An 18,644-nucleotide genomic window follows, 5' to 3' on the forward strand; every position below is an offset into this window, starting at 1 on the left:
TGGCTTTCCTTTGACCAAGATCTTTGTGTTCGAGTATCTCACTGGCGGCGGCATCGATCCCGATGTCGCGGGCGCGGGCAGTCTTGCGGACCTGAGCGCGCTGATCGTCGAGGGCCGCGTGATGCGTGACGCCATCGCAGCCGATCTGCGCGCGTTGCCGGGCATCGACGTGACCATCGCGAGTTCGCGCTTCGAGCATGTCGATGCCGCCTACGCGCACTGCAAGGCCGAGCCGGGCGAATCCGTCACGCGCTTCGTCGCCCGCATGGCGCGCGCCAACGACTACGCGTGCATCATCGCGCCGGAATGCGATGGTTTGCTGCTGCGTCTTTTCGATGCCGTGGGCGCCGCGCGCTGGCTTGGCTGCGCGAAGGAAACGATTCGCGCGGCATCAAGCAAGAGCGCGACGGCCGCTTGTCTCGCGGCGCGCGGCATCGCGGTCACGCCCGCACTCGATCCCGACGATGCATCGCCTGACGACGCATGCCGCTGGGTCGTCAAGCCAGATGACGGCGCAGGCGGCCTCGATACCTACGTCTACGGCGAACTCGACGCCGCCCGCGCCGAATACCAAGCGCGCGCGGAAGCAGGCCGCAATCCCGTGCTTCAGGCGTGGGTCGACGGTGAACCGCTCAGCGTCTCGCTGATTTGCGACGACGAAGGCGCGCGCGTGGTCTCGATCAACCGCCAGAACATCGGGCTTTCGCATGCGGCTGGCAAACACATCGTCCAGTTCGATGGCGTCGATGTAGACCGTATCGATCGGCATGGGCCGCAAGGGCGCGCGCTCGAACGGCTCGCGCTGCGTGTGGCGGAAGCGTTTCCGGGGCTGCGTGGCTTCGCGGGCATCGACGTTGTCTGGAATCCGGCGCGCGGGCCCGTGGTCATCGAAGTGAACCCGCGTTTGACGGTTGCTTATGCAGGCTTGAGCCACGCGTTCTCGCGCAATCTCGCGGCGGAACTACTCGCGGCGCATCACGTCGCGGGCTTTGCGGATGAACGCGATTCGGGTCCGTTGCGCGTCTGTCAGGGAGCGTCCTGATGACGCATCGGCAAGCGCCGGTTTTCGGCTGGGACGTGGGTGGCGCGCACGTCAAGGTGTCGATGGCGACCCGCGAGAACGGACTCGCCGATGTCGCGCAATGGGCGTGTCCGTTGTGGCAGGGCATGACGCATCTCGAACGCGCCATCGATCACGTGTTCGAACGCTGGCCCGATGCCGCGCATGCTTCGGCGCGTCACGCGGTCACGATGACAGGCGAAATGGTCGATCTCTTCAGCGACCGCGCCGAGGGCGTGCGCACGCTCACGCGCACCCTTGCGCAGCGGCTCGGCCCGCGCACGCTGTTCTACGCGGGCGAAGCAGGCTGGCTCGCGCGCTCTGCCTGCGCGGATGGCTGGCGCAAGGTGGCATCGGCGAACTGGCTTGCGACCGCGCAATGGGTCGCGTCGTGCGTGCCGAATGCGGTGCTCGTCGATATCGGCAGCACGACCACGGACATCATTCCCATCGTGGCGGGACGCGTGGTTGCGCGCGGCTCGAACGACGCCGAGCGGCTCGTGAGCGGCGAGCTCGTTTATCAGGGTGTCGTGCGCACGCCCTTGTGCGGCGTTGCGCAACGTATCGCATTTCGTGGCGAGACCACCGGCGTGATGAACGAATGGTTCGCGACTTCCGCCGATGTGTATCGCCTGACCGGCGAACTGTGGCCGCAACACGATCAGCATGCAAGCGCCGACAACGGTCCGAAGACCGAGGCCGCGAGCCGCACGCGCATTGCGCGGATGATCGGCCGCGATGCAGCCGACGCGAGCGATGCCGAATGGCGCCGCTTCGCGCACGCGTGGCGCCACGAACAGTTGCGCACGCTCGAAACGAACCTTGCGCGCGTAAGTGCGCAGCATGAGGCGCTGGCTCGTGCACCGATCGTCGGTGCGGGCTGCGGGCGCTTTCTCGCCACGGCACTGGCGCGTCAGGAGGCGCGCGGTTATATCGATTTTGCGCGGCTGGCTGGTGTGGATGACAACGACACCGAGCGTGCCGAATGGGTTTCGACGTGCGCGCCGAGCGTGGCCGTGGGCTTGCTCGCGGCATCGGCGACGGAGCGTGCGACGGCGGGCAGCGTCATGGCATCGACGTGATGGACAGGCGACAAAGAAGAGCGGCGACGAACCGGGTGCGTGGCCCGGCGGCAGCATGAAAGCGGTCAATCTCGAACGAGGATAACGGCCATGTGGGTGGTGAAGATCGGGGGTAGCCTGAGTCACGACCCTGCGCTGCGCGAGTGGCTGACGCAGCTATGGGAAGTGGGTGGCGGGCGGGTCGTGATCGTTCCGGGCGGCGGCGATTTTGCCGATGCCGTGCGGCAGTATCAAAGCGAATGGCATTTCGATGACCTGGCGGCGCACAACATGTGTCTGCTCGCCATGGCGCAGTACGCCATTCTCATGCAAGGCGTGGCGCCCGAACTCGTGCTGGCGTCGAACGAGGAACGCATCCGGCGCGCATTGCGCGATGGCCGCGTGGCGGTGTGGGTGCCAACCGATCTCATGCGCTCCACGCCCGACTCGATGACCAACTGGGACACGACTTCCGACAGTCTCGCCGCATGGCTTTCCGCGAGACTCAATGCGGAGCGGTTGATGATCGTGAAGTCATGCGATGTCGAAGCGAACGCGCCCTTGGAGACGCTCGCAAACGAGGGCATCGTGGACAAGCGCTTTCCGGCCTATGTGCGCGATGCCAACTACGTCGTGGAGATTTTCAGCAAGGGCGATGTGAACGTCATGCGCGACAGGCTCTTGAATCTCGCTGTCTGATGCCTCGAATGCCCGGCGCTTTTATTCCAGGCGCCGGGAATGCATGCGTCAAAGCGTGAGCGCGCGTTCGCCGTGCAGCGCATTGACCCATCGCGTCACGCGCAGCGGATCGAGTCGTCCCGCGCGGCCGGCGTTCTCATCGCATAACGCGCCGCGAAAGCCCGCGATATCGGGCCTCAACGAACGGATGCGTTCGAGATCGTTCCATCCGAGCGAACCCGCGAGCGCGGTCATGCCGCCGCGTCTGCGCATGATGGCCATGCACTCCGCGAGCACGGTGACATCGACACAATCGAACAGCGTGCGTCCGTCCTTGTGAGCGGTATCGAAGACGATACCCACGAAGCCGAGTTGCACGGCAAGCGCCGCAAGCGAACGGTCCACGCCTTCGTCGGAGAGCAGCACGGGCACCACGGCCGCTGGCAAGCCCGCCAGATGACGCAAACATTCGACCGCACCGGGCCCGGCGTTCACGCCGACCTTCACGTAATCGACGCCCGCCGCGGCGACGTCGAGCACACGCGTGGTGATCTCATCGAGTGCGTCGTTGGGCGAGTCGCCGATAGTGGCGCTAATCGGCCGCACCGCGTAACGCGCGCGCAACGCGCCAACGATGCGCGCGATTTCATCGACATTCACACCGCCCAGCGCGCCCGCGCCCGGTTCCTTCAAATCGATCAGTTCCGCGCCTGCCTGCGCGGCATCGAATGCTTCATCGGCCGAGCGGACGCTCGCGAGCAATGCGGTCATGGTCAGACTCCAAGGGGGTGCTTCAGAGAGTAATCAGGAACCAAGGGCCGACGTGCTGAGCGCCCTGGCGCGATATTCATCGATAGCCTGCAAGAGCCAGTTCCATGCCGTGCGTTCCGCATCGCCCGCGGTCTTGTCGATGGCAATGCGCAGATAAGCGATCTCGCTATCCACCTTCTCCGGCGGCAACATGAAAAGCCGGCTCACGAGCACCGCGCCTTCGACGACTGCCGCTTGAGCGCGATTGAAACCCGCGAACGGCGCATGCGTTTCGCGATAGACGCATTCCATGCGCAGCACGGGACGCGTCTCGTCCTCGCTCATATCGGCGAGTCGCAGTTCGGTATGCGCAAGCGTGTCGGCAAGCCGCACGCTCGGCACCGCATTGGCCGGAACCGTGGGCCAGTCGCGCGCGATGCCGGTGACACAGCCAGCAAACACGCGCACGTCCGTCGTGAAGTTGATGACGGCGCTGCGTGTGGCGATGACATTGTCGAGTGTGGTGGACGGCCTGAAAGGCGCAAGGATCGCGAGGCCGTCTTCGAAACGCACGCCCATGGGCGCGATGTGCGGCCGGCCATCGCTATTCGCTGTCGTGACGATGGTCTCGTAGATCATGGCGGCGCGCGTCGTTCGGTTGTTCGTAGCCGCACGGGCGAGCCGCATCGTTCTTCGAACTTCGAGCGATGCAGCGCCGTGCGGGTTCATCCGCCTTTAGCGGGTGGCGATATACATCGTGATTTCAAAACCGAAACGCATATCGGTGAAGCTGGGCGTGGTCCATTGCATAGTCGATCCTCCAGTAATGACGGTGGTTGCCTCGCTTGCACGTCTGACGGATGCATTCGTCACACAGCCGGGAGACGCCGGCGCGAATGGTTCACGCAAGCGTCATGCCATGCGTGCCGTGACGCCGGCAAATAGCACGGCCGGGCGGCAAAAGGCATTGCAAGCCGGCACTGTGACAAAAACGCAGCAAAGTGTTCCATCGGCGTGGCGAGGCTTCGCGAACGGGACAGTAGATAAGGGATTGCTTAGCCTCGTGCAAGTTAATCGTGAATTCCTTTCTGAAAGCCGCGAGCCTACTCTGCATTCACAGCAGGCGAACACAACAGCGCGGCGGGCGCCATCGAGCGAACGTCCTCTCATCTCCACTGTCGAGGAAACGGAATGAACGACTTCAACAAGGCTGCTGTCGAGGCAGCGCGCAATCCGTCCGATCCGCGCTCGCGTTATGCGGCCGGCGTCATGAAGTATCGCGAGATGGGTTACTGGCAGCCCGATTACGTGCCGAAGGATACGGATGTCATCGCGCTCTTTCGCATCACACCGCAAGCGGGTGTCGATCCTGAAGAAGCCGCGGCAGCCGTTGCGGGCGAATCGTCGACGGCGACGTGGACGGTGGTCTGGACCGACCGTCTCACCGCTTGCGACATGTACCGCGCAAAGGCGTATCGCGTGGAGCCCGTGCCCAATGCACGCGCCGACGATCCGCAATACTTCGCGTATATCGCTTACGACCTCGATCTGTTCGAGGAGGGGTCCGTGGCGAATCTCACGGCATCGATCATCGGCAACGTCTTCGGCTTCAAGCCTTTAAAGGCGCTGCGGCTCGAAGACATGCGCATTCCGGTTGCGTATCTAAAGACGTTTCAAGGGCCGCCGACGGGCATCGTCGTCGAGCGTGAACGGCTCGACAAATACGGACGCCCGTTGCTCGGCGCGACCGTCAAGCCCAAGCTCGGCCTCTCGGGCAAGAACTATGGACGCGTGGTCTATGAAGGTCTAAAGGGCGGCCTGGACTTTCTGAAAGACGACGAGAACATCAACTCGCAAGCCTTCATGCACTGGCGCGACCGCTACCTCTTCGCAATGGAAGCCGTGGCGCGCGCACAAGCCGAGACCGGCGAAGTGAAGGGCCACTATCTCAACGTCACTGCTGGCACGATGGAAGACATGTACGAACGCGCGGAGTTCGCCAAGGAACTCGGCTCGTGCATCGTGATGATCGATCTCGTGATCGGCTGGACCGCCATTCAGTCGATGTCGAAATGGGCGCGCAGAAACGACATGATTCTGCATCTGCATCGCGCGGGGCATGGCACTTATACGCGGCAACGCAATCACGGCATCTCGTTTCGCGTGATCGCGAAATGGTTGCGCATGGCGGGCGTCGATCATGCGCATGCGGGCACGGCGGTCGGCAAGCTCGAAGGCGATCCGCTCTCCGTGCAGGGCTATTACAACGTGCTGCGCGAGTCGCGCAACGAAGTGGACTTGTCGCGCGGCATCTTCTTCGATCAACCGTGGACGGGTTTGCGCAAGGTCATGCCGGTGGCGTCGGGCGGCATTCATGCGGGACAGATGCATCAGCTGCTCGACCTCTTCGGCGACGACGCCATTCTGCAGTTCGGCGGCGGAACCATCGGGCATCCGCAAGGCATACAGGCGGGCGCCGTGGCGAATCGCGTGGCGCTCGAAGCGATGGTCAAGGCGCGCAATGAAGGGCGCGACATCGTCAACGAGGGCATGGACATTCTCGAAGCCGCCGCGCGCTGGTGCACGCCGCTCAAGGCCGCGCTCGATACGTGGCGCGACGTGACCTTCAACTATGCATCCACCGATACGCCCGACTACGCGGTGTCGGCGACGCCTGCTTGACGCATCTCATCTTCAAGGGAATCAGACCATGAAACTGACTCAGGGAACGTTCTCGTTTCTTCCTCCGCTGACCGACGAAGAAATCTCCTCGCAGATCAACTACGCGCTCGATCAGGGCTGGGCCTGTTCGGTGGAGTACACCGACGACCCGCATCCGCGCAATACGTACTGGGAGATGTGGGGCTTGCCCATGTTCGACCTGCACGATGCAGCAGGCGTGATGATGGAAGTCAACGCCTGCAGGAAGACGTATCCGCAGCAGTACATCAAGGTCAATGCGTTCGATTCGGTGCGCGGCTTCGAGACCATGCGGCTTTCGTTCATCGTCAACCGGCCATCCGACGAGAAGGGCTTCCGGCTCGAACGTCAGGACGTGCATGGCCGCGTGCAGCGCTATTCGATCCGCACGTATGCCACCGACAGACCCGCGGGCGATCGCTATTGAGCGGGGAGGCAGTCACCATGAGCGCAGAAGCCACGCTCGAAGAACCGTTGAACCTCGAAGCGCAGCCGCAGCCCGGCGCCGACCTCATGGCGCTGTATCGCGAATCGCGCATCGGCGAAGTGCTGGCGGAGCTGGATCGCGACCTCATTGGCCTCGCGCCCGTGAAGACGCGCATCCGCGAGATCGCGGCGCATCTGCTGGTGGAGCGTGCGCGCGAAACGTTAGGCATCGCGTCCGGTGCGCCCACGCTGCATATGTGCTTCTCGGGTAATCCCGGCACGGGGAAGACGACCGTTGCCATGCGCATGGCGCAGGTCTTGCACAGACTCGGTTATATCCGCCGCAATCACCTGGTTTCGGTGACGCGCGACGATCTGGTCGGTCAATACATAGGACATACCGCGCCGAAGACGCGTGAAGTGCTCAAGCGCGCGATGGGTGGCGTGCTGTTCATCGATGAAGCGTATTACCTTTATCGCCCGGAGAACGAGCGCGATTACGGGCAGGAAGCGATCGAGATTCTGCTGCAGACCATGGAGAACCAGCGTGACGATCTCGTCGTGATTCTCGCGGGTTACGAAGGGCGCATGGAGACGTTCTTTCAAAGCAATCCCGGCTTTCGTTCGCGCATTGCGCATCACATTGCGTTTCCCGACTATGCGCCCGACGAGCTGTTGCAGATCGCCGAGCACATGCTTTCGTCGATGCATTACCGCTTCGACGGCGACGCGCGCCGCGCCTTCGAAGACTATCTTTCGCGCCGGATCGCGCTGCCGAATTTCGCCAACGCGCGTTCGGTACGCAATGCGCTCGACCGCGCGCGTCTGCGTCAGGCGAATCGCTTGTTTGCCGCGGCCGAACGTGGCAGCGGTCCCGCCGACGCTCACGCATTGATGCAGCTCGACGCGAGCGATATCCGCGCGAGCCGCGTGTTTGCCGAATCCCAACCCTAGAAGGAGAGCGCGATGCAGGACGGACGCACGACCTTATCGAAGTTTCTGATCGACACGCTCGACCGCAAGCCTGGCCCCGATGCCGCAAGCGGGCTCTCGGCCTTGCTGATCGACGTCGCTGCATCCATCAAGACGATCGCGGCAGCGCTCACGCGCGGGGCGCTCGGCGGGCAGCACGGATCGGCGTCGAGCATCAACCTGCATGGCGAAGAGCAGAAGAAGCTCGACCTCGTGACCAACGACATCTTCCTGCAGCATTGCGAATGGGACGGTCTGCTCGCGGGTATGGTGTCGGAGGAAATGGACGGTGTCTATGCAATTCCCGAAACGTATCCGCGCGGCGAATATCTGCTGGCCTTCGATCCGCTCGATGGCTCGTCGAACATCGATATCAATGGCGTGGTCGGTTCCATCTTCTCCGTGTTGAGAAAGAACAGCGCCGACAACGTCATCACCGATGAAGCCGCGTTCCTGCAACCCGGCCGCGAGCAAGTTGCGGCAGGCTACGCGATCTACGGTCCGGCGACCATGCTCGTGATCTCCGTCGGCAATGGCACGCACGGCTTTACGCTCGAGCGCGACGTCGGCAACTTCGTGCTCACGCATTCCGAGATCCGCATTCCCGAGGATTCATGCGAGTTCGCGATCAACGCATCGAACGAACGCTTCTGGGAGCCGCCGGTGCGCCGTTACGTGCAGGAATGCAAGGACGGCAGAACGGGCTGTCGCGGCCAGGACTTCAACATGCGCTGGATTGCGTCGATGGTCGCGGAGGTGCATCGCATTCTCATGCGCGGCGGCGTGTTCATGTATCCGCGCGACTTCAAGACGCCTGCAATGGAAGGCCGGTTGCGTCTGCTCTATGAAGCGAACCCGATGAGTTTTCTGATCGAACAGGCGGGTGGACTATCGACCACGGGTCGCGAGCGCATTCTCGATCTCACGCCGCGCGCGCTGCATCAACGCGTGCCGGTCATTCTGGGATCGCGCAATGAAGTCGCGCGCATTCATCGCTACCACGGCGAGCACGACCGGGGCGAAGACAAGCCGTTTTCGTCACCACTTTTCAACGAGCGCTCGCTGTTCCTGCCGGAGACGCCCGCTTAAAAACGGTTGCAAGCGCACAGAACACATGGATGGCTCGGCTATACATAAGACCGGAGCAGGCGCTTCGATGTGCGCTTCGGTCAACAGGGAGGCAAGCGCATGTCAACCAAACATCCGATCGTCGCCGTGACCGGTTCGAGCGGCGCCGGCACGACCACCGTCATGAAGAGCTTCACGCATATCTTCAGACGCGAGCGCATCAACGCGCAGATCGTCGAGGGCGATGCGTTTCATCGTTACGATCGCCTCGGCATGCGCGAAGCCTTGAAGCAAAGCGAGCGCGACGGTCTGCAGAACTTCAGTCATTTCGGACCCGAAGCCAACCTGCTCGAAGAACTGCAGCAGTTGTTCGCGACCTATGGTGAAACGGGCGGCGGCAAGTTTCGCCGCTACATCCACGACGACGCCGAAGCCGCGCGCTTCAAACAGGACGCGGGCACCTTCACGCCCTGGGAAGACGTCACGGCGGATACCGATCTGATGTTCTACGAAGGGCTGCATGGCGGCGTGGTGACCGACAAGGTGGATGTCGCGCGTCACGCCGATCTTCTGGTGGGCGTCGTGCCCATCATCAATCTCGAATGGATTCAAAAGCTGCATCGCGATCAGAACCTGCGTGGCTATTCGCACGAAGCCGTGGTCGACACGATCCTGCGCCGCATGCCCGATTACGTGAACTACATTTGTCCGCAGTTTTCGCATACGCACGTGAACTTCCAGCGCGTGCCGACCGTGGATACATCGAATCCGTTCACGGCACGCGAGATTCCGCAGGCCGACGAAAGCTTCGTCGTGATTCGCTTCGCGCGGCCCAAGGGCATCGACTTCCCTTATCTGCTGACCATGCTGCACGACTCTTTCATGTCGCGGCCCAACGTGATCGTCGTGCCGGGGGGCAAGATGGGACTCGCCATGCAGCTCATCTTCACGCCGATGATTTTGCAGCTGCGCGACCGACGCGCGCGCGCTTAAAGATTTCCCACCATTGCATCGAAGGAGGCCGCTCATGAGCGCCGTCGCTGAAGCTTTGCCCAAAGCGCGTCACACACCCGACATTCGACAGATGGCCAACGCGCTGCGCATGCTCGCGGTCGATGCGGTCCAGCAAGCGAACTCGGGACATCCCGGCATGCCGATGGGCATGGCGGAGATTGCCGTCGCGCTGTGGGGCCGTCATCTGAAGCACAATCCCGCGGACCCCGACTGGCCGGATCGCGACCGCTTCGTTTTATCGAACGGTCATGGTTCCATGCTGCTCTATGCGCTCCTGCATCTCACCGGCTACGACTTGCCGATAGAAGAACTGAAACGCTTCCGGCAGATGGGCAGCAAGACGCCGGGACATCCGGAGGTGGGCGTGACGCCCGGTGTCGAAACCACGACGGGACCACTCGGGCAAGGACTCGCGAATGCGGTCGGCATGGCGCTCGCCGAGGCTTTGCTTGCGCGCGAGTTCAATCGGCCGGGGCATGAGATCGTCAATCATCGCACGTATGTTTTCGCGGGCGATGGCTGTCTCATGGAAGGCATTTCGCACGAAGCGGCATCGCTTGCGGGCACATTGGGTCTGAACAAGCTCGTCGTGCTGTACGACGACAACGGCATCTCCATCGACGGTCATGTGCAGGGCTGGTTCACCGACGACACCCCGCAACGCTTCGCCGCTTACGGATGGAACGTGCTGCGCGCAGTCGATGGCCACGACGCCGATGCGGTCTCGCATGCGCTGCAGCAGGCGCGCGTATCGACGAAGCCGACGCTCATCTGTTGCAAGACCGTGATCGGCAAGGGCTCCCCGGCGATGTCCGGCACGCACGATGTCCACGGCGCGCCGCTCGGCACGCATGAAGTCGAAGCGACGCGGCGCGCGCTCGACTGGCCGCATGCGCCATTCGAAATTCCCGCTTCGATACGCGAACGCTGGAATGCGCGCGAAGCGGGCGCGGCGGCGCAAGAGAATTGGAACGCGCGTCTGCAGGCTTATCGCCGCGTGTATCCGGATGAAGCGGCGGAGTTTGAACGCCGTGCGCGCGGCGCGTTGCCCGCGAATTGGCGCGATTCGGCGCATGCACTCGTACGCGATGCCGACCGCGCCGGTCAGACGGTCGCGACGCGCAAGGCATCGCAGATAGCCATCGAAGGACTCGCGCGCGCGCTGCCTGAACTGCTCGGCGGATCGGCGGATCTGACGGGCTCCAATCTCACGCGATGGAAGGACGCGAAAGACGTCGTATCGAACGGTGAAGATGGCATTGCGGGCAACTATATCCATTTCGGGGTGCGCGAATTCGGCATGAGCGCGGTGCTGAACGGCGTGGCGCTGCATAAAGGCTATCTGCCGTTCGGCGGCACGTTCCTCACGTTCTCCGACTACTCGCGTAACGCCTTGCGCATGGCCGCGTTGATGAAGACGCGCGCGGTGTTCGTCTTTACGCACGATTCGATCGGCCTTGGCGAGGACGGCCCGACGCATCAGCCTATCGAGCACGCCGCCACGTTGCGCATGATTCCCGGTCTCGATGTCTGGCGCCCGTGCGATACGGTCGAGACGGCGCAAGCGTGGATCAGCGCGGTCGAGCGCGACCGGCCTTCGTGTCTCTTGCTGTCGCGGCAGAACCTGCCTTTCGTGCCGCGCGATGAAGCGCAGATCGATGGTATAGAGCGCGGCGGTTATGTGCTCGTTGACTGGCCACCGACGAGCGAACGCGATGCGCGCCGCGTCGTGTTGATGGCGACCGGTTCGGAGGTGTCGCTGGCGCTCGCGGCGGTCGAGCCGCTGAAGGCGCAAGGCATCTTGGCGCGTGTGGTGTCGATGCCGTCCACCACCGTGTTCGACCGGCAGTGTCAGGTGTGGCGCGAGCGCGTGCTGCCCGAGGGCGTGCCGCGCGTGGCAATAGAAGCGGGCGTGACCGGATTCTGGCGGCAGTACGTCGGTTTGCAGGGCGGTGTGATCGGCATCGACCGGTTCGGCGAGTCCGCACCTGCGAGCGAACTGTTCGCGCATTTCGGTGTGACGACGGAAGCGCTAGTCGATGAAGCGAAGCGCGTCGCTGCCTGATTTCTATTCCCGCCAACGGAGACATGACGATGGCTTTTATCGCATTGAGACAATTGCTCGACCACGCGGCCGAGCACGATTACGGCGTGCCTGCGTTCAACGTCAACAACATGGAGCAGGTGCACGCGATCATGCAGGCCGCCGAGGCGACGCAAAGCCCGGTGATCCTGCAGGCGTCGGCGGGCGCGCGCAAGTATGCGGGCGAGACGTATCTGCGGCATCTGGTGCTGGCGGCCATCGAGGCGCATCCGGAGCTTCCGGTGGTGCTGCACCAGGATCACGGCGCGAGCCCTTCGGTGTGTCAGCAGGCGATCCGTTCCGGCTTCACGTCCGTGATGATGGACGGCTCGCTCATGCCGGACCAGAAGACGCCTGCGGACTACGACTACAACGTCGAGGTCAGCCGGCGCGTGGTGGATGCGGCGCATTCGGTCGGCGTATCGGTGGAAGGGGAACTGGGCTGCCTGGGTTCGCTCGAAACCGGCCTTGCGGGCGAAGAGGACGGCGTGGGCGCAAAGGGCGCGCTCAGTCACGACCGCTTGCTCACCGATCCCGATGAAGCGCGCGCCTTCGTCGAAGCGACGGGCATCGATGCGCTGGCGATTGCCATTGGCACGTCGCACGGCGCTTACAAGTTCAGCCGTCAGCCGACGGGCGATATTCTCGCGATAGACCGCATCGCCGAGATACACGCGCGCATTCCGGATACGCATCTCGTGATGCATGGCTCGTCTTCGGTGCCGCAGGAGTGGCTGACGGTGATACGCGAGCACGGCGGCGAGATTGGTTCGACGTTCGGCGTGCCGGTCGAGGAGATACGGCGCGGGATTGCGAATGGCGTGCGCAAGGTCAATATCGACACGGACATTCGCCTTGCGATGACGGGCGCGATGCGTCGCGCGATGGCATCGGCGCGCTCGGAGTTCGATCCGCGTCACGCTTTGAAGGCGGCGACGGCGGCGGCGAGGGACTTATGTATCGAACGGTTCGAGGCGTTCGGGTGCGCGGGGCAAGCGGCGAGGATCAAGCCGATGGCGTTGGAGGCTATGGCGAGGCGGTATCACTGAGCGTTGCTGGTCCGCACGCGGACCAGCAACATCTCGCTCAGATTTCAAACGCGTTCGCCGAGTATGCGGCAAGCTCCGCGTCCACTGTAAGCAGTTCGAGTAGTTCGCAGCGAGCTTGCGCGACGATTACGCGATCGAACGGATCGCCATGCAAATGTGGCATGTCTCTCACCGCGCGAGCGTGAGCAAGCAGAACAGGAAGCGGGATGATGCGTTGCTCCTCAAGTGCGTCGATGGTGGCTTCCTCGCGCGGCCCTAGTTTCCCTAGCGCCGCCTTGATCGACATTTCCCAGATGCTTGCGGTGCTCACAAAGACTTCCGTTGCATCGGCGATCATCCTGCGGAATTTTTCTGGAAGTCGCCGGTCGTTGAGAACGGTCCAGATGTAGATATGGGTATCGAGCAATACGCGCATTAGCCGCCCTCTGACGTGTCGAGAATGTGATCAGGAAGCGGTTTGGAAAACTCGGCGAGGACGTCGTCGGGAAGCGGAGCGAAAAGGGCATCGTACGGCTGGGGCTCTCCCTCTTCGGGTGTTCCGACAATGATGCTCGAAAGCGGGCGCGGTTCCGAAGTACGTTTGATGGACTTGACCGGCAACAGAAGGGCGGAGTGCGTGCCTTCGATGACAACGCCTTCGCCGTCTGCCACGGCCTGCAGTATTTTAGGCAGATTAATTTGCGCTTCCGCAACGCTATAGACTTGCATGAATGCTCCGATGACTAGTCAATAAGTTGCGAAAAGTTAGCTTTAGCATATTCAATGCTGACAGTATGCATCATGTTGTGCTCCGGATAACTAAGTTAGCGTTTCAACATGCTAGACGGTTTGAAACGCCTCGTCGATATGCCGAACAGCCAATTGGGAGCAACCTCATGCCGACCGAATCTCCGCCGGGCGAACCGGGCGCGGATGCCGCGACTTTCGCGCTCATCGCTACCGACGGCACGACCCGCACGCTCGACAGTCTCAAGGGCGAGCGCGGCCTCGTCATCGTGTTCATGTGCAATCACTGCCCGTATGTGAAATCTGCGTTGCCAGGCCTCATCCGCGACGCCATCCAGCTACGTGAAACAGGCGTGAACGTCGTCGGCATCAACTCGAACGATGCAAGCGTCTACACCGACGACGATTTCGACGCCATGGTGCGCCTCGCCGAAGATCAACGCCTGCCGTTCCCGTATCTCTTCGATGAAACGCAGCAAGTCGCGCAGGCTTATGGCGCCGTCTGCACGCCGGAATGCTTCGGTTTCGACCATGAGCTGAAGCTGCGCTATCGCGGCAGAATCGATGCATCGCGCAAGGAACCGTTGCCCGATGCGCGCCGCGATCTCTACGAAGCCATGCGCGACATCGCGGTCCATGGCACCACACAGGCTCTGCAACTCCCCGCGCTCGGCTGCTCGATCAAATGGAAAGCGTCGTGACTCAGCGTTTTCTGGTGGGCCCGGGCGCATGCCACGCGCTCAAGTCCTCTTCGGGCCGATCCACCTCGCATCCCCAATCGAGCGGCTGATCCTGATCGAAGCGCTTGCCGAGTTGCCACGCGATCTCGGCCCGCGCGAGTTGCACGCCCATGTAGAACGCGTGTCCGCCGTCGGCTTCGAGCTTGAGATCGGGATAAAGCGCGAACGGATCGATTGCAAGGCGATGCCCGTCGCGGTTGTAGACGTGAATGCCATCGGCGGAAACCTGCACGCGAAAGTTGGGGTCGCGCACCGCCGCCGCGAGCGCGCCGATCTCCTCGGCGTTATAAGGAAACGGCCGCTTCGAATGCAGCGCCGACAAGTCGCTCGATATGCCCTTCGGCAAGGTCTGTGTCTCACGCGCCGCATGCATCACGCGCCGCGCGACATCGGCTTCACGCACGGCGCGGCGGGCATGCAGACTCACGGAAGTGGTCAGCACGGCCGCGACGCGCAACTCCGCCGCCATGCCGAACAGCACGGCGTTGATGCCGCTCGTGTCCGCCTCGGTCAACTCGGTCACGTTGCCGACGCCCATCATGATCGGCACATCGGCGTAGCGTTCTCGCAGGCCTACATAGCGCGCAATGGATGCCGCGAGCCCGAACGGGATCGGATCGAGAATCGGATCGGCGAGAAACGGACGACCGCGTTGCTGCATGATGTCGATGGCCGCATCGAGCGATGTCACGTCGAGCGGTTCGCGCGGCACGAGTATCGGCGTCGATGCCACTTCGTCGGCGACCCACAACGTATCCACATTCAGGCTCATCACGTAATCGGCGCCCGCGTGTCCGCCGCGCACGAGTTCATCGGTAAGCATGGAATCGACACTTACGCGAAAACCGCGTTCCTTGAGCATCGTCACCGCATCTTCCAGATGCGGAAACGGCGTAGCGGGCAGGCAACCGATATCGATTACATTCGCGCCCTGAGCCTGATAGTCAAGCGCGCGTGCCGCGATGCCATCGAGATCGAGACGCGGCGCATCGACGATCTCCGCGAAAATTTCCGTCTCGTAACGCGAGAGATCCACCTTTCGCGCCTCGCGGCCGAAGAACTGCGGCAAGTCCTTGACTTCCTCGGGACCGCGCTCGACCTTCACGCCGAAATGCGCGGAGAGCATGTCGAGGTCGCCACGGCATCGGCCGGGCACGATCACGCGGTGCGTGCCTTCGGTGAGCGGTGGCACCACGCGCCGGCGGATCATGTCGGCCGTCATCAGCCCCGCGACCTGCAAGCCGATTTCGCGCACTTCCCACGAAAATGGCGAGTCCTGATTCGAAGTCGGTGCGATGCCTTCCAGCACCTGATGAAGACTGCGCTCGGCGAGCCGTCCGGTCAGGAAGACGATGTGTTCCATGCGAGCTTCAGTTCGGATAGCCGTTGATCGAGAGCGTGGCGCAAGTCGTCGAGCGTGCGCGCGACCGTCGTGAGTTCGAAGCGCGCAAGCCGTTCGACGTTGTCGAATTCGATGGCGCGCGGCCGCAGTTCGACCCATTGACGCGGCGCATGCGTGATGACGCTCGGTTCCGTATCGCATGCATACACGATGCCCGGCACACACTGCTTACCGGCCTGCGCGAAGAGATTGGTCGGGAGCGTATCGGAGATGCCGAACGCGCACTTGGCGACGGTGTTGCTCGTTGCGGGCGCGATCACGACGGTGTGATAGTCGCCCTGATATAGCATGCCGACGGGCACGCTGCTCGCGCTGTTATCGCGAAACACGCGAAAGCGTTCGCGCAGTTTCGCGAGGGTCCAGCCGTAGAGGGGCAGCACTTCCTCGCCCGCGGACGACAAGAACATGTCGACGCCCGGCAAGCGCAGCGCAAGCTCGATGGATTCCTCGAGCATATGGCCGGAGCCCGTGACGCACCACGCAAAGCGCGCGTCGGCTTTGAATTCGTCGAGCCGGCGCGCGGGCGTGGGTTCGCTGGACCGTTCCGTCATGCGTCGGCTTGATCCGCTGCGTTGGGCGAGTCGTGCGACAACCTGATATGCAGACGATGCATCTTCCGGTACAACGTGTTGCGGCTGATGCCGAGCACCTTCGCCACGTTGCTCACGTTCCAGCGATGTTCGTCGAGCAATTGCAGCACGGTCTCGCGCTCACGCAACTGAATGGCGTTGAGCGTGGACGTATCGGCGTCTTCGGTGAGATGCGCGAACGTAGCGGCGACATTCGGCGTGCGCGGCGCGCTTTGCGTCGCGGTCTGCGCCGACACGCCGTTGACGATTTCCGGCGGCAGATGCGCGCAGCGAATCTCGGGACCGTCGCACAACGCAATCGCCATTTGCAGCACATGCCGCAACTGCCGGATGTTGCCGGGCCACGCATAACTCAGCAGCGCCTGCCGCGCTTCGACGCTCAATGAAGGCGGCTCGGACGTTTCCGTTTCGAGGATATGGCAGATGAGCGCGAGCGCATCGGCCCGTTCGCGCAACGGCGGCAGATTGATCTCGATCCCGTTCAGCCGATAGTACAAGTCTTCGCGAAAGAGGCCGGTCTGCACGAGTTCGATCAAGTTTCTATGGCTCGCGCTGATGAGCTGAAAGTCCACCTTCACGGTGGTTTCAGCACCGAGCGGCGTCACCTCGTGCTCTTCCAGCACACGCAAGAGACGCGCTTGCAGAGCGAGCGGCATGTCGCCGATTTCATCCAGAAACAGCGTGCCGCCATTGGCCTGCACGATCTTGCCGCGCCGGCCTTCGCGCTGCGCGCCGGTGAAAGCGCCCGCGCGATACCCGAACAACTCGCTCTCGATGAGATTCTCCGGCAACGATGCACAGTTCACTGCGACGAACGCACCCGACCCGTTCGGGCTGATGCTGTGCAGCGCATTGGCGAACACTTCCTTGCCGGTGCCGGTCTGGCCGCGCAAGATGATCGGAATCTTGCGCTGGATCACGCGCGCCGCAAGCTGAATCTGCGAAGCCATGCGCGGATCGCCGAATTCCAAATGCGAGAGTTTGTCGAGGCGGCCCGCGCCGGTGCTCGCGCCATCACGAACGTCGCGGACGTCCTGGGCATCGCGTTTGGGCGCTCTTACGCGCGATCCCGGCGCGGAAGAATCGCGCGTGACGGGATCGTTCAGGAGAATGCGGCTCGTGTCGCGCATGCCTTCGCGCGGCGTCTGCGCGGTCAGGAAAAAGCGCGTGTTGGCCTTCGCGCTGTACACGGTCACCGGATGAAACGAGCCGCGAATGCTGCGCGCGATCATGTCTTCGAGCGATGCGTTGAACGCTTCCTCGATGCGCTTGCCGTACAACTCCGCAGGCGAACGCAGGTCGAGCTGAAAGAGCGCGCTGCGGCTCGCGGCGAGCACCACGCCGTCGTCGCTGACAGCGAGCTTGCCCGCGTGCAGCGTGCCGACGAATTCCGGCCGGCTATGAAAATGAATCATGTTCGCGTGACGGTAGCGCGCATCGATCAAACGATTTTCGATCATCTGCCGCGACATGCCGACGAGCACCAGCGAATGCTGTTGCAGGAGCTTCGAGCGGCTCGTGACATCGAGCACGCCGACCACCGTGCCGCGATCGTCGAAGATCGGCGCGGCCGAACACGTGAGCGACGTATAGCGCGGATAGAAATGCTCGTGCTGGCACACGGCAATGCAGTCGCGTTCGATCAGGCACGTACCCATGCCGTTGGTGCCCGCTTCGCGCTCGCTCCACACGGCGCCCACGCGCAGGCCATCGGCGGCGACGGCCTCGCCGAACGGCACCGAGGACACCTGATGAACGATCACGCCGTCCGCATCGACGAGTACGACAGCGAGTTCGGGATCGGCCAGTTGCTGATAAAGCGTCGTCATCTCCAGCTTCGAGCACGCGATGAGATCGCTCGCGGCCTCGCGGCGCTCGGTGAGTTCGCGCTGCGTGAGCACGGGTGGCATGACGAAATGGCCGGGGTGGAGCCTGAACTCCGTCAGGCAGCGCGTCCACGATTGCGCGACCGAAGCGCTGGTGCGGCGTGACGCCAGCGGATTGTTCACGATATTCAGCACTTCCCTGACATGCGTATCTACGTCTGCTAGCAACGACATGGGGCCGTGTCTCCGTGACGTCCGTTCCGGCTGCGCTCGTACGTGTTTACGCGTACGGCACAGCCGTCGAAAGTCGAATCTGTTGTGTTTTCCGCTGGCGCTGCGGGTCTCGCTACTCTATTGGTACTTGTATTTGCCGATAACCGCATGCGCGCGCCTCGTGGCCGTAGTGCCCGATCACCCTCAGTCGGCCAGCACGGTTCTCAAAAACTTTACATGCTCTGACGCATTGGTTCAATAAGTAGTCGCATTGGTTTAAGCGTTC

19 protein-coding genes are annotated in these 18,644 nt (G+C 62.7%); 11 read left to right on the plus strand and 8 right to left on the minus strand.

All coding sequences use genetic code 11. The features are described 5' to 3' along the window. Positions 1 to 10: 10 nt before the first annotated feature. From P9292_RS14640 to P9292_RS14650, 3 genes are all read left to right on the plus strand, one after another. The gene (locus P9292_RS14640; RefSeq protein WP_309959707.1) at positions 11 to 1,042 is read left to right on the plus strand and encodes an ATP-grasp domain-containing protein; all 1,032 of its coding nucleotides are present in this window, start codon (positions 11 to 13) and stop codon (positions 1,040 to 1,042) included. After that, entirely contained in the window at positions 1,042 to 2,142 is a 1,101-nt protein-coding gene (locus P9292_RS14645; RefSeq protein ID WP_309848356.1) for a hydantoinase/oxoprolinase family protein, read from the plus strand. Before P9292_RS14640 ends, P9292_RS14645 begins: the two co-directional genes overlap by 1 nt. 90 nt (positions 2,143 to 2,232) lie before the next feature. After that, entirely contained in the window at positions 2,233 to 2,820 is a 588-nt protein-coding gene (locus tag P9292_RS14650) for an aspartate kinase (protein ID WP_244828824.1), read from the plus strand. A 48-nt stretch (positions 2,821 to 2,868) separates the two neighbouring features. On the opposite strand, the gene P9292_RS14655 is transcribed toward P9292_RS14650, so the two are convergent. The 3 genes from P9292_RS14655 to pqqA all read right to left on the minus strand — a co-directional run bounded on the left by P9292_RS14655 (position 2,869) and on the right by pqqA (position 4,359). Then, positions 2,869 to 3,570, minus strand: a complete 702-nt coding sequence (locus P9292_RS14655) for a (5-formylfuran-3-yl)methyl phosphate synthase (protein WP_309959709.1) — start codon at positions 3,568 to 3,570, stop codon at positions 2,869 to 2,871. Between the two features lie 33 nt (positions 3,571 to 3,603). Continuing rightward, positions 3,604 to 4,188 (minus strand): DUF447 domain-containing protein, encoded by a 585-nt coding sequence (locus tag P9292_RS14660; RefSeq protein WP_244829730.1) that lies wholly within the window; start codon positions 4,186 to 4,188, stop codon positions 3,604 to 3,606. Positions 4,189 to 4,284: 96 nt separating this feature from the next. After that, complete coding sequence (gene pqqA / locus P9292_RS14665; protein WP_008354335.1) at positions 4,285 to 4,359, minus strand: pyrroloquinoline quinone precursor peptide PqqA; 75 nt, start codon at positions 4,357 to 4,359, stop codon at positions 4,285 to 4,287. A gap of 381 nt (positions 4,360 to 4,740) precedes the next feature. Here pqqA and P9292_RS14670 point away from each other — a divergent pair, with 381 nt between their 5' ends. The 7 genes from P9292_RS14670 (at position 4,741) to fba (ending at position 12,861) form a co-directional block, all read left to right on the plus strand. Continuing rightward, positions 4,741 to 6,231, plus strand: coding sequence for a form I ribulose bisphosphate carboxylase large subunit (locus P9292_RS14670; RefSeq protein WP_309959711.1), 1,491 nt, complete (start codon positions 4,741 to 4,743; stop codon positions 6,229 to 6,231). Positions 6,232 to 6,259: 28 nt separating this feature from the next. After that, positions 6,260 to 6,676, plus strand: a complete 417-nt coding sequence (locus tag P9292_RS14675; protein ID WP_244828821.1) for a ribulose bisphosphate carboxylase small subunit — start codon at positions 6,260 to 6,262, stop codon at positions 6,674 to 6,676. Positions 6,677 to 6,693: 17 nt separating this feature from the next. Then, positions 6,694 to 7,629 carry a CbbX protein gene (gene cbbX, locus P9292_RS14680; protein WP_250493753.1) on the plus strand — a complete coding sequence of 312 codons (936 nt, stop codon included), beginning with the start codon at positions 6,694 to 6,696 and terminating at the stop codon, positions 7,627 to 7,629. A 12-nt stretch (positions 7,630 to 7,641) separates the two neighbouring features. After that, a complete protein-coding gene (locus P9292_RS14685; protein ID WP_244828819.1) occupies positions 7,642 to 8,736 on the plus strand; it encodes a class 1 fructose-bisphosphatase in 1,095 nt (364 codons plus the stop codon). A 99-nt stretch (positions 8,737 to 8,835) separates the two neighbouring features. After that, positions 8,836 to 9,708 (plus strand): phosphoribulokinase, encoded by an 873-nt coding sequence (locus P9292_RS14690; RefSeq protein ID WP_244828818.1) that lies wholly within the window; start codon positions 8,836 to 8,838, stop codon positions 9,706 to 9,708. A gap of 34 nt (positions 9,709 to 9,742) precedes the next feature. Beyond that, a complete protein-coding gene (gene tkt / locus P9292_RS14695; protein WP_309959713.1) occupies positions 9,743 to 11,794 on the plus strand; it encodes a transketolase in 2,052 nt (683 codons plus the stop codon). A 29-nt stretch (positions 11,795 to 11,823) separates the two neighbouring features. Further along, on the plus strand, positions 11,824 to 12,861 hold the full coding sequence (fba, locus tag P9292_RS14700; protein WP_244828816.1) for a class II fructose-bisphosphate aldolase: 1,038 nt from the start codon (positions 11,824 to 11,826) through the stop codon (positions 12,859 to 12,861). Positions 12,862 to 12,898: 37 nt separating this feature from the next. On the opposite strand, the gene P9292_RS14705 is transcribed toward fba, so the two are convergent. Then, on the minus strand, positions 12,899 to 13,276 hold the full coding sequence (locus tag P9292_RS14705) for a type II toxin-antitoxin system VapC family toxin (RefSeq protein WP_244828815.1): 378 nt from the start codon (positions 13,274 to 13,276) through the stop codon (positions 12,899 to 12,901). Beyond that, a complete protein-coding gene (locus P9292_RS14710; protein ID WP_244828814.1) occupies positions 13,276 to 13,569 on the minus strand; it encodes a type II toxin-antitoxin system Phd/YefM family antitoxin in 294 nt (97 codons plus the stop codon). The genes P9292_RS14705 and P9292_RS14710 overlap by 1 nt, the downstream gene beginning before the upstream one ends. A gap of 167 nt (positions 13,570 to 13,736) precedes the next feature. Here P9292_RS14710 and P9292_RS14715 point away from each other — a divergent pair, with 167 nt between their 5' ends. Continuing rightward, complete coding sequence (locus tag P9292_RS14715; RefSeq protein ID WP_309959717.1) at positions 13,737 to 14,288, plus strand: thioredoxin family protein; 552 nt, start codon at positions 13,737 to 13,739, stop codon at positions 14,286 to 14,288. A 1-nt stretch (position 14,289) separates the two neighbouring features. On the opposite strand, the gene P9292_RS14720 is transcribed toward P9292_RS14715, so the two are convergent. Genes P9292_RS14720 through P9292_RS14730 form a run of 3 tightly spaced genes read right to left on the minus strand, consistent with a single transcriptional unit; the run spans position 14,290 to position 18,379 of the window. After that, positions 14,290 to 15,690: a DUF6513 domain-containing protein gene (locus tag P9292_RS14720; RefSeq protein WP_309959719.1), complete on the minus strand. Its 1,401-nt coding sequence runs from the start codon at positions 15,688 to 15,690 to the stop codon at positions 14,290 to 14,292. After that, a complete protein-coding gene (locus tag P9292_RS14725) occupies positions 15,669 to 16,280 on the minus strand; it encodes a flavoprotein (RefSeq protein ID WP_250493747.1) in 612 nt (203 codons plus the stop codon). The genes P9292_RS14720 and P9292_RS14725 overlap by 22 nt, the downstream gene beginning before the upstream one ends. Further along, positions 16,277 to 18,379, minus strand: coding sequence for a sigma-54-dependent Fis family transcriptional regulator (locus P9292_RS14730; protein WP_309959721.1), 2,103 nt, complete (start codon positions 18,377 to 18,379; stop codon positions 16,277 to 16,279). The genes P9292_RS14725 and P9292_RS14730 overlap by 4 nt, the downstream gene beginning before the upstream one ends. Positions 18,380 to 18,644: the final 265 nt, after the last annotated feature.

This window comes from Caballeronia sp. LZ001 (assembly GCF_031450875.1).
Taxonomy (GTDB): domain Bacteria; phylum Pseudomonadota; class Gammaproteobacteria; order Burkholderiales; family Burkholderiaceae; genus Caballeronia.

Bases quoted from the DNA above. Each gene is read 5' to 3' on its own strand.
- P9292_RS14645 (WP_309848356.1), top strand. From the start codon at position 1,042: ATGACGCATCGGCAAGCGCCGGTTTTCGGCTGGGACGTGGGTGGCGCG.
- P9292_RS14650 (WP_244828824.1), top strand. From the start codon at position 2,233: ATGTGGGTGGTGAAGATCGGGGGTAGCCTGAGTCACGACCCTGCGCTG.
- P9292_RS14655 (WP_309959709.1), bottom strand. From the start codon at position 3,570: ATGACCGCATTGCTCGCGAGCGTCCGCTCGGCCGATGAAGCATTCGAT.
- P9292_RS14660 (WP_244829730.1), bottom strand. From the start codon at position 4,188: ATGATCTACGAGACCATCGTCACGACAGCGAATAGCGATGGCCGGCCG.
- P9292_RS14670 (WP_309959711.1), top strand. From the start codon at position 4,741: ATGAACGACTTCAACAAGGCTGCTGTCGAGGCAGCGCGCAATCCGTCC.
- P9292_RS14675 (WP_244828821.1), top strand. From the start codon at position 6,260: ATGAAACTGACTCAGGGAACGTTCTCGTTTCTTCCTCCGCTGACCGAC.
- cbbX (WP_250493753.1), top strand. From the start codon at position 6,694: ATGAGCGCAGAAGCCACGCTCGAAGAACCGTTGAACCTCGAAGCGCAG.
- P9292_RS14685 (WP_244828819.1), top strand. From the start codon at position 7,642: ATGCAGGACGGACGCACGACCTTATCGAAGTTTCTGATCGACACGCTC.
- P9292_RS14690 (WP_244828818.1), top strand. From the start codon at position 8,836: ATGTCAACCAAACATCCGATCGTCGCCGTGACCGGTTCGAGCGGCGCC.
- tkt (WP_309959713.1), top strand. From the start codon at position 9,743: ATGAGCGCCGTCGCTGAAGCTTTGCCCAAAGCGCGTCACACACCCGAC.
- fba (WP_244828816.1), top strand. From the start codon at position 11,824: ATGGCTTTTATCGCATTGAGACAATTGCTCGACCACGCGGCCGAGCAC.
- P9292_RS14705 (WP_244828815.1), bottom strand. From the start codon at position 13,276: ATGCGCGTATTGCTCGATACCCATATCTACATCTGGACCGTTCTCAAC.
- P9292_RS14710 (WP_244828814.1), bottom strand. From the start codon at position 13,569: ATGCAAGTCTATAGCGTTGCGGAAGCGCAAATTAATCTGCCTAAAATA.
- P9292_RS14715 (WP_309959717.1), top strand. From the start codon at position 13,737: ATGCCGACCGAATCTCCGCCGGGCGAACCGGGCGCGGATGCCGCGACT.
- P9292_RS14720 (WP_309959719.1), bottom strand. From the start codon at position 15,690: ATGGAACACATCGTCTTCCTGACCGGACGGCTCGCCGAGCGCAGTCTT.
- P9292_RS14725 (WP_250493747.1), bottom strand. From the start codon at position 16,280: ATGACGGAACGGTCCAGCGAACCCACGCCCGCGCGCCGGCTCGACGAA.
- P9292_RS14730 (WP_309959721.1), bottom strand. From the start codon at position 18,379: ATGTCGTTGCTAGCAGACGTAGATACGCATGTCAGGGAAGTGCTGAAT.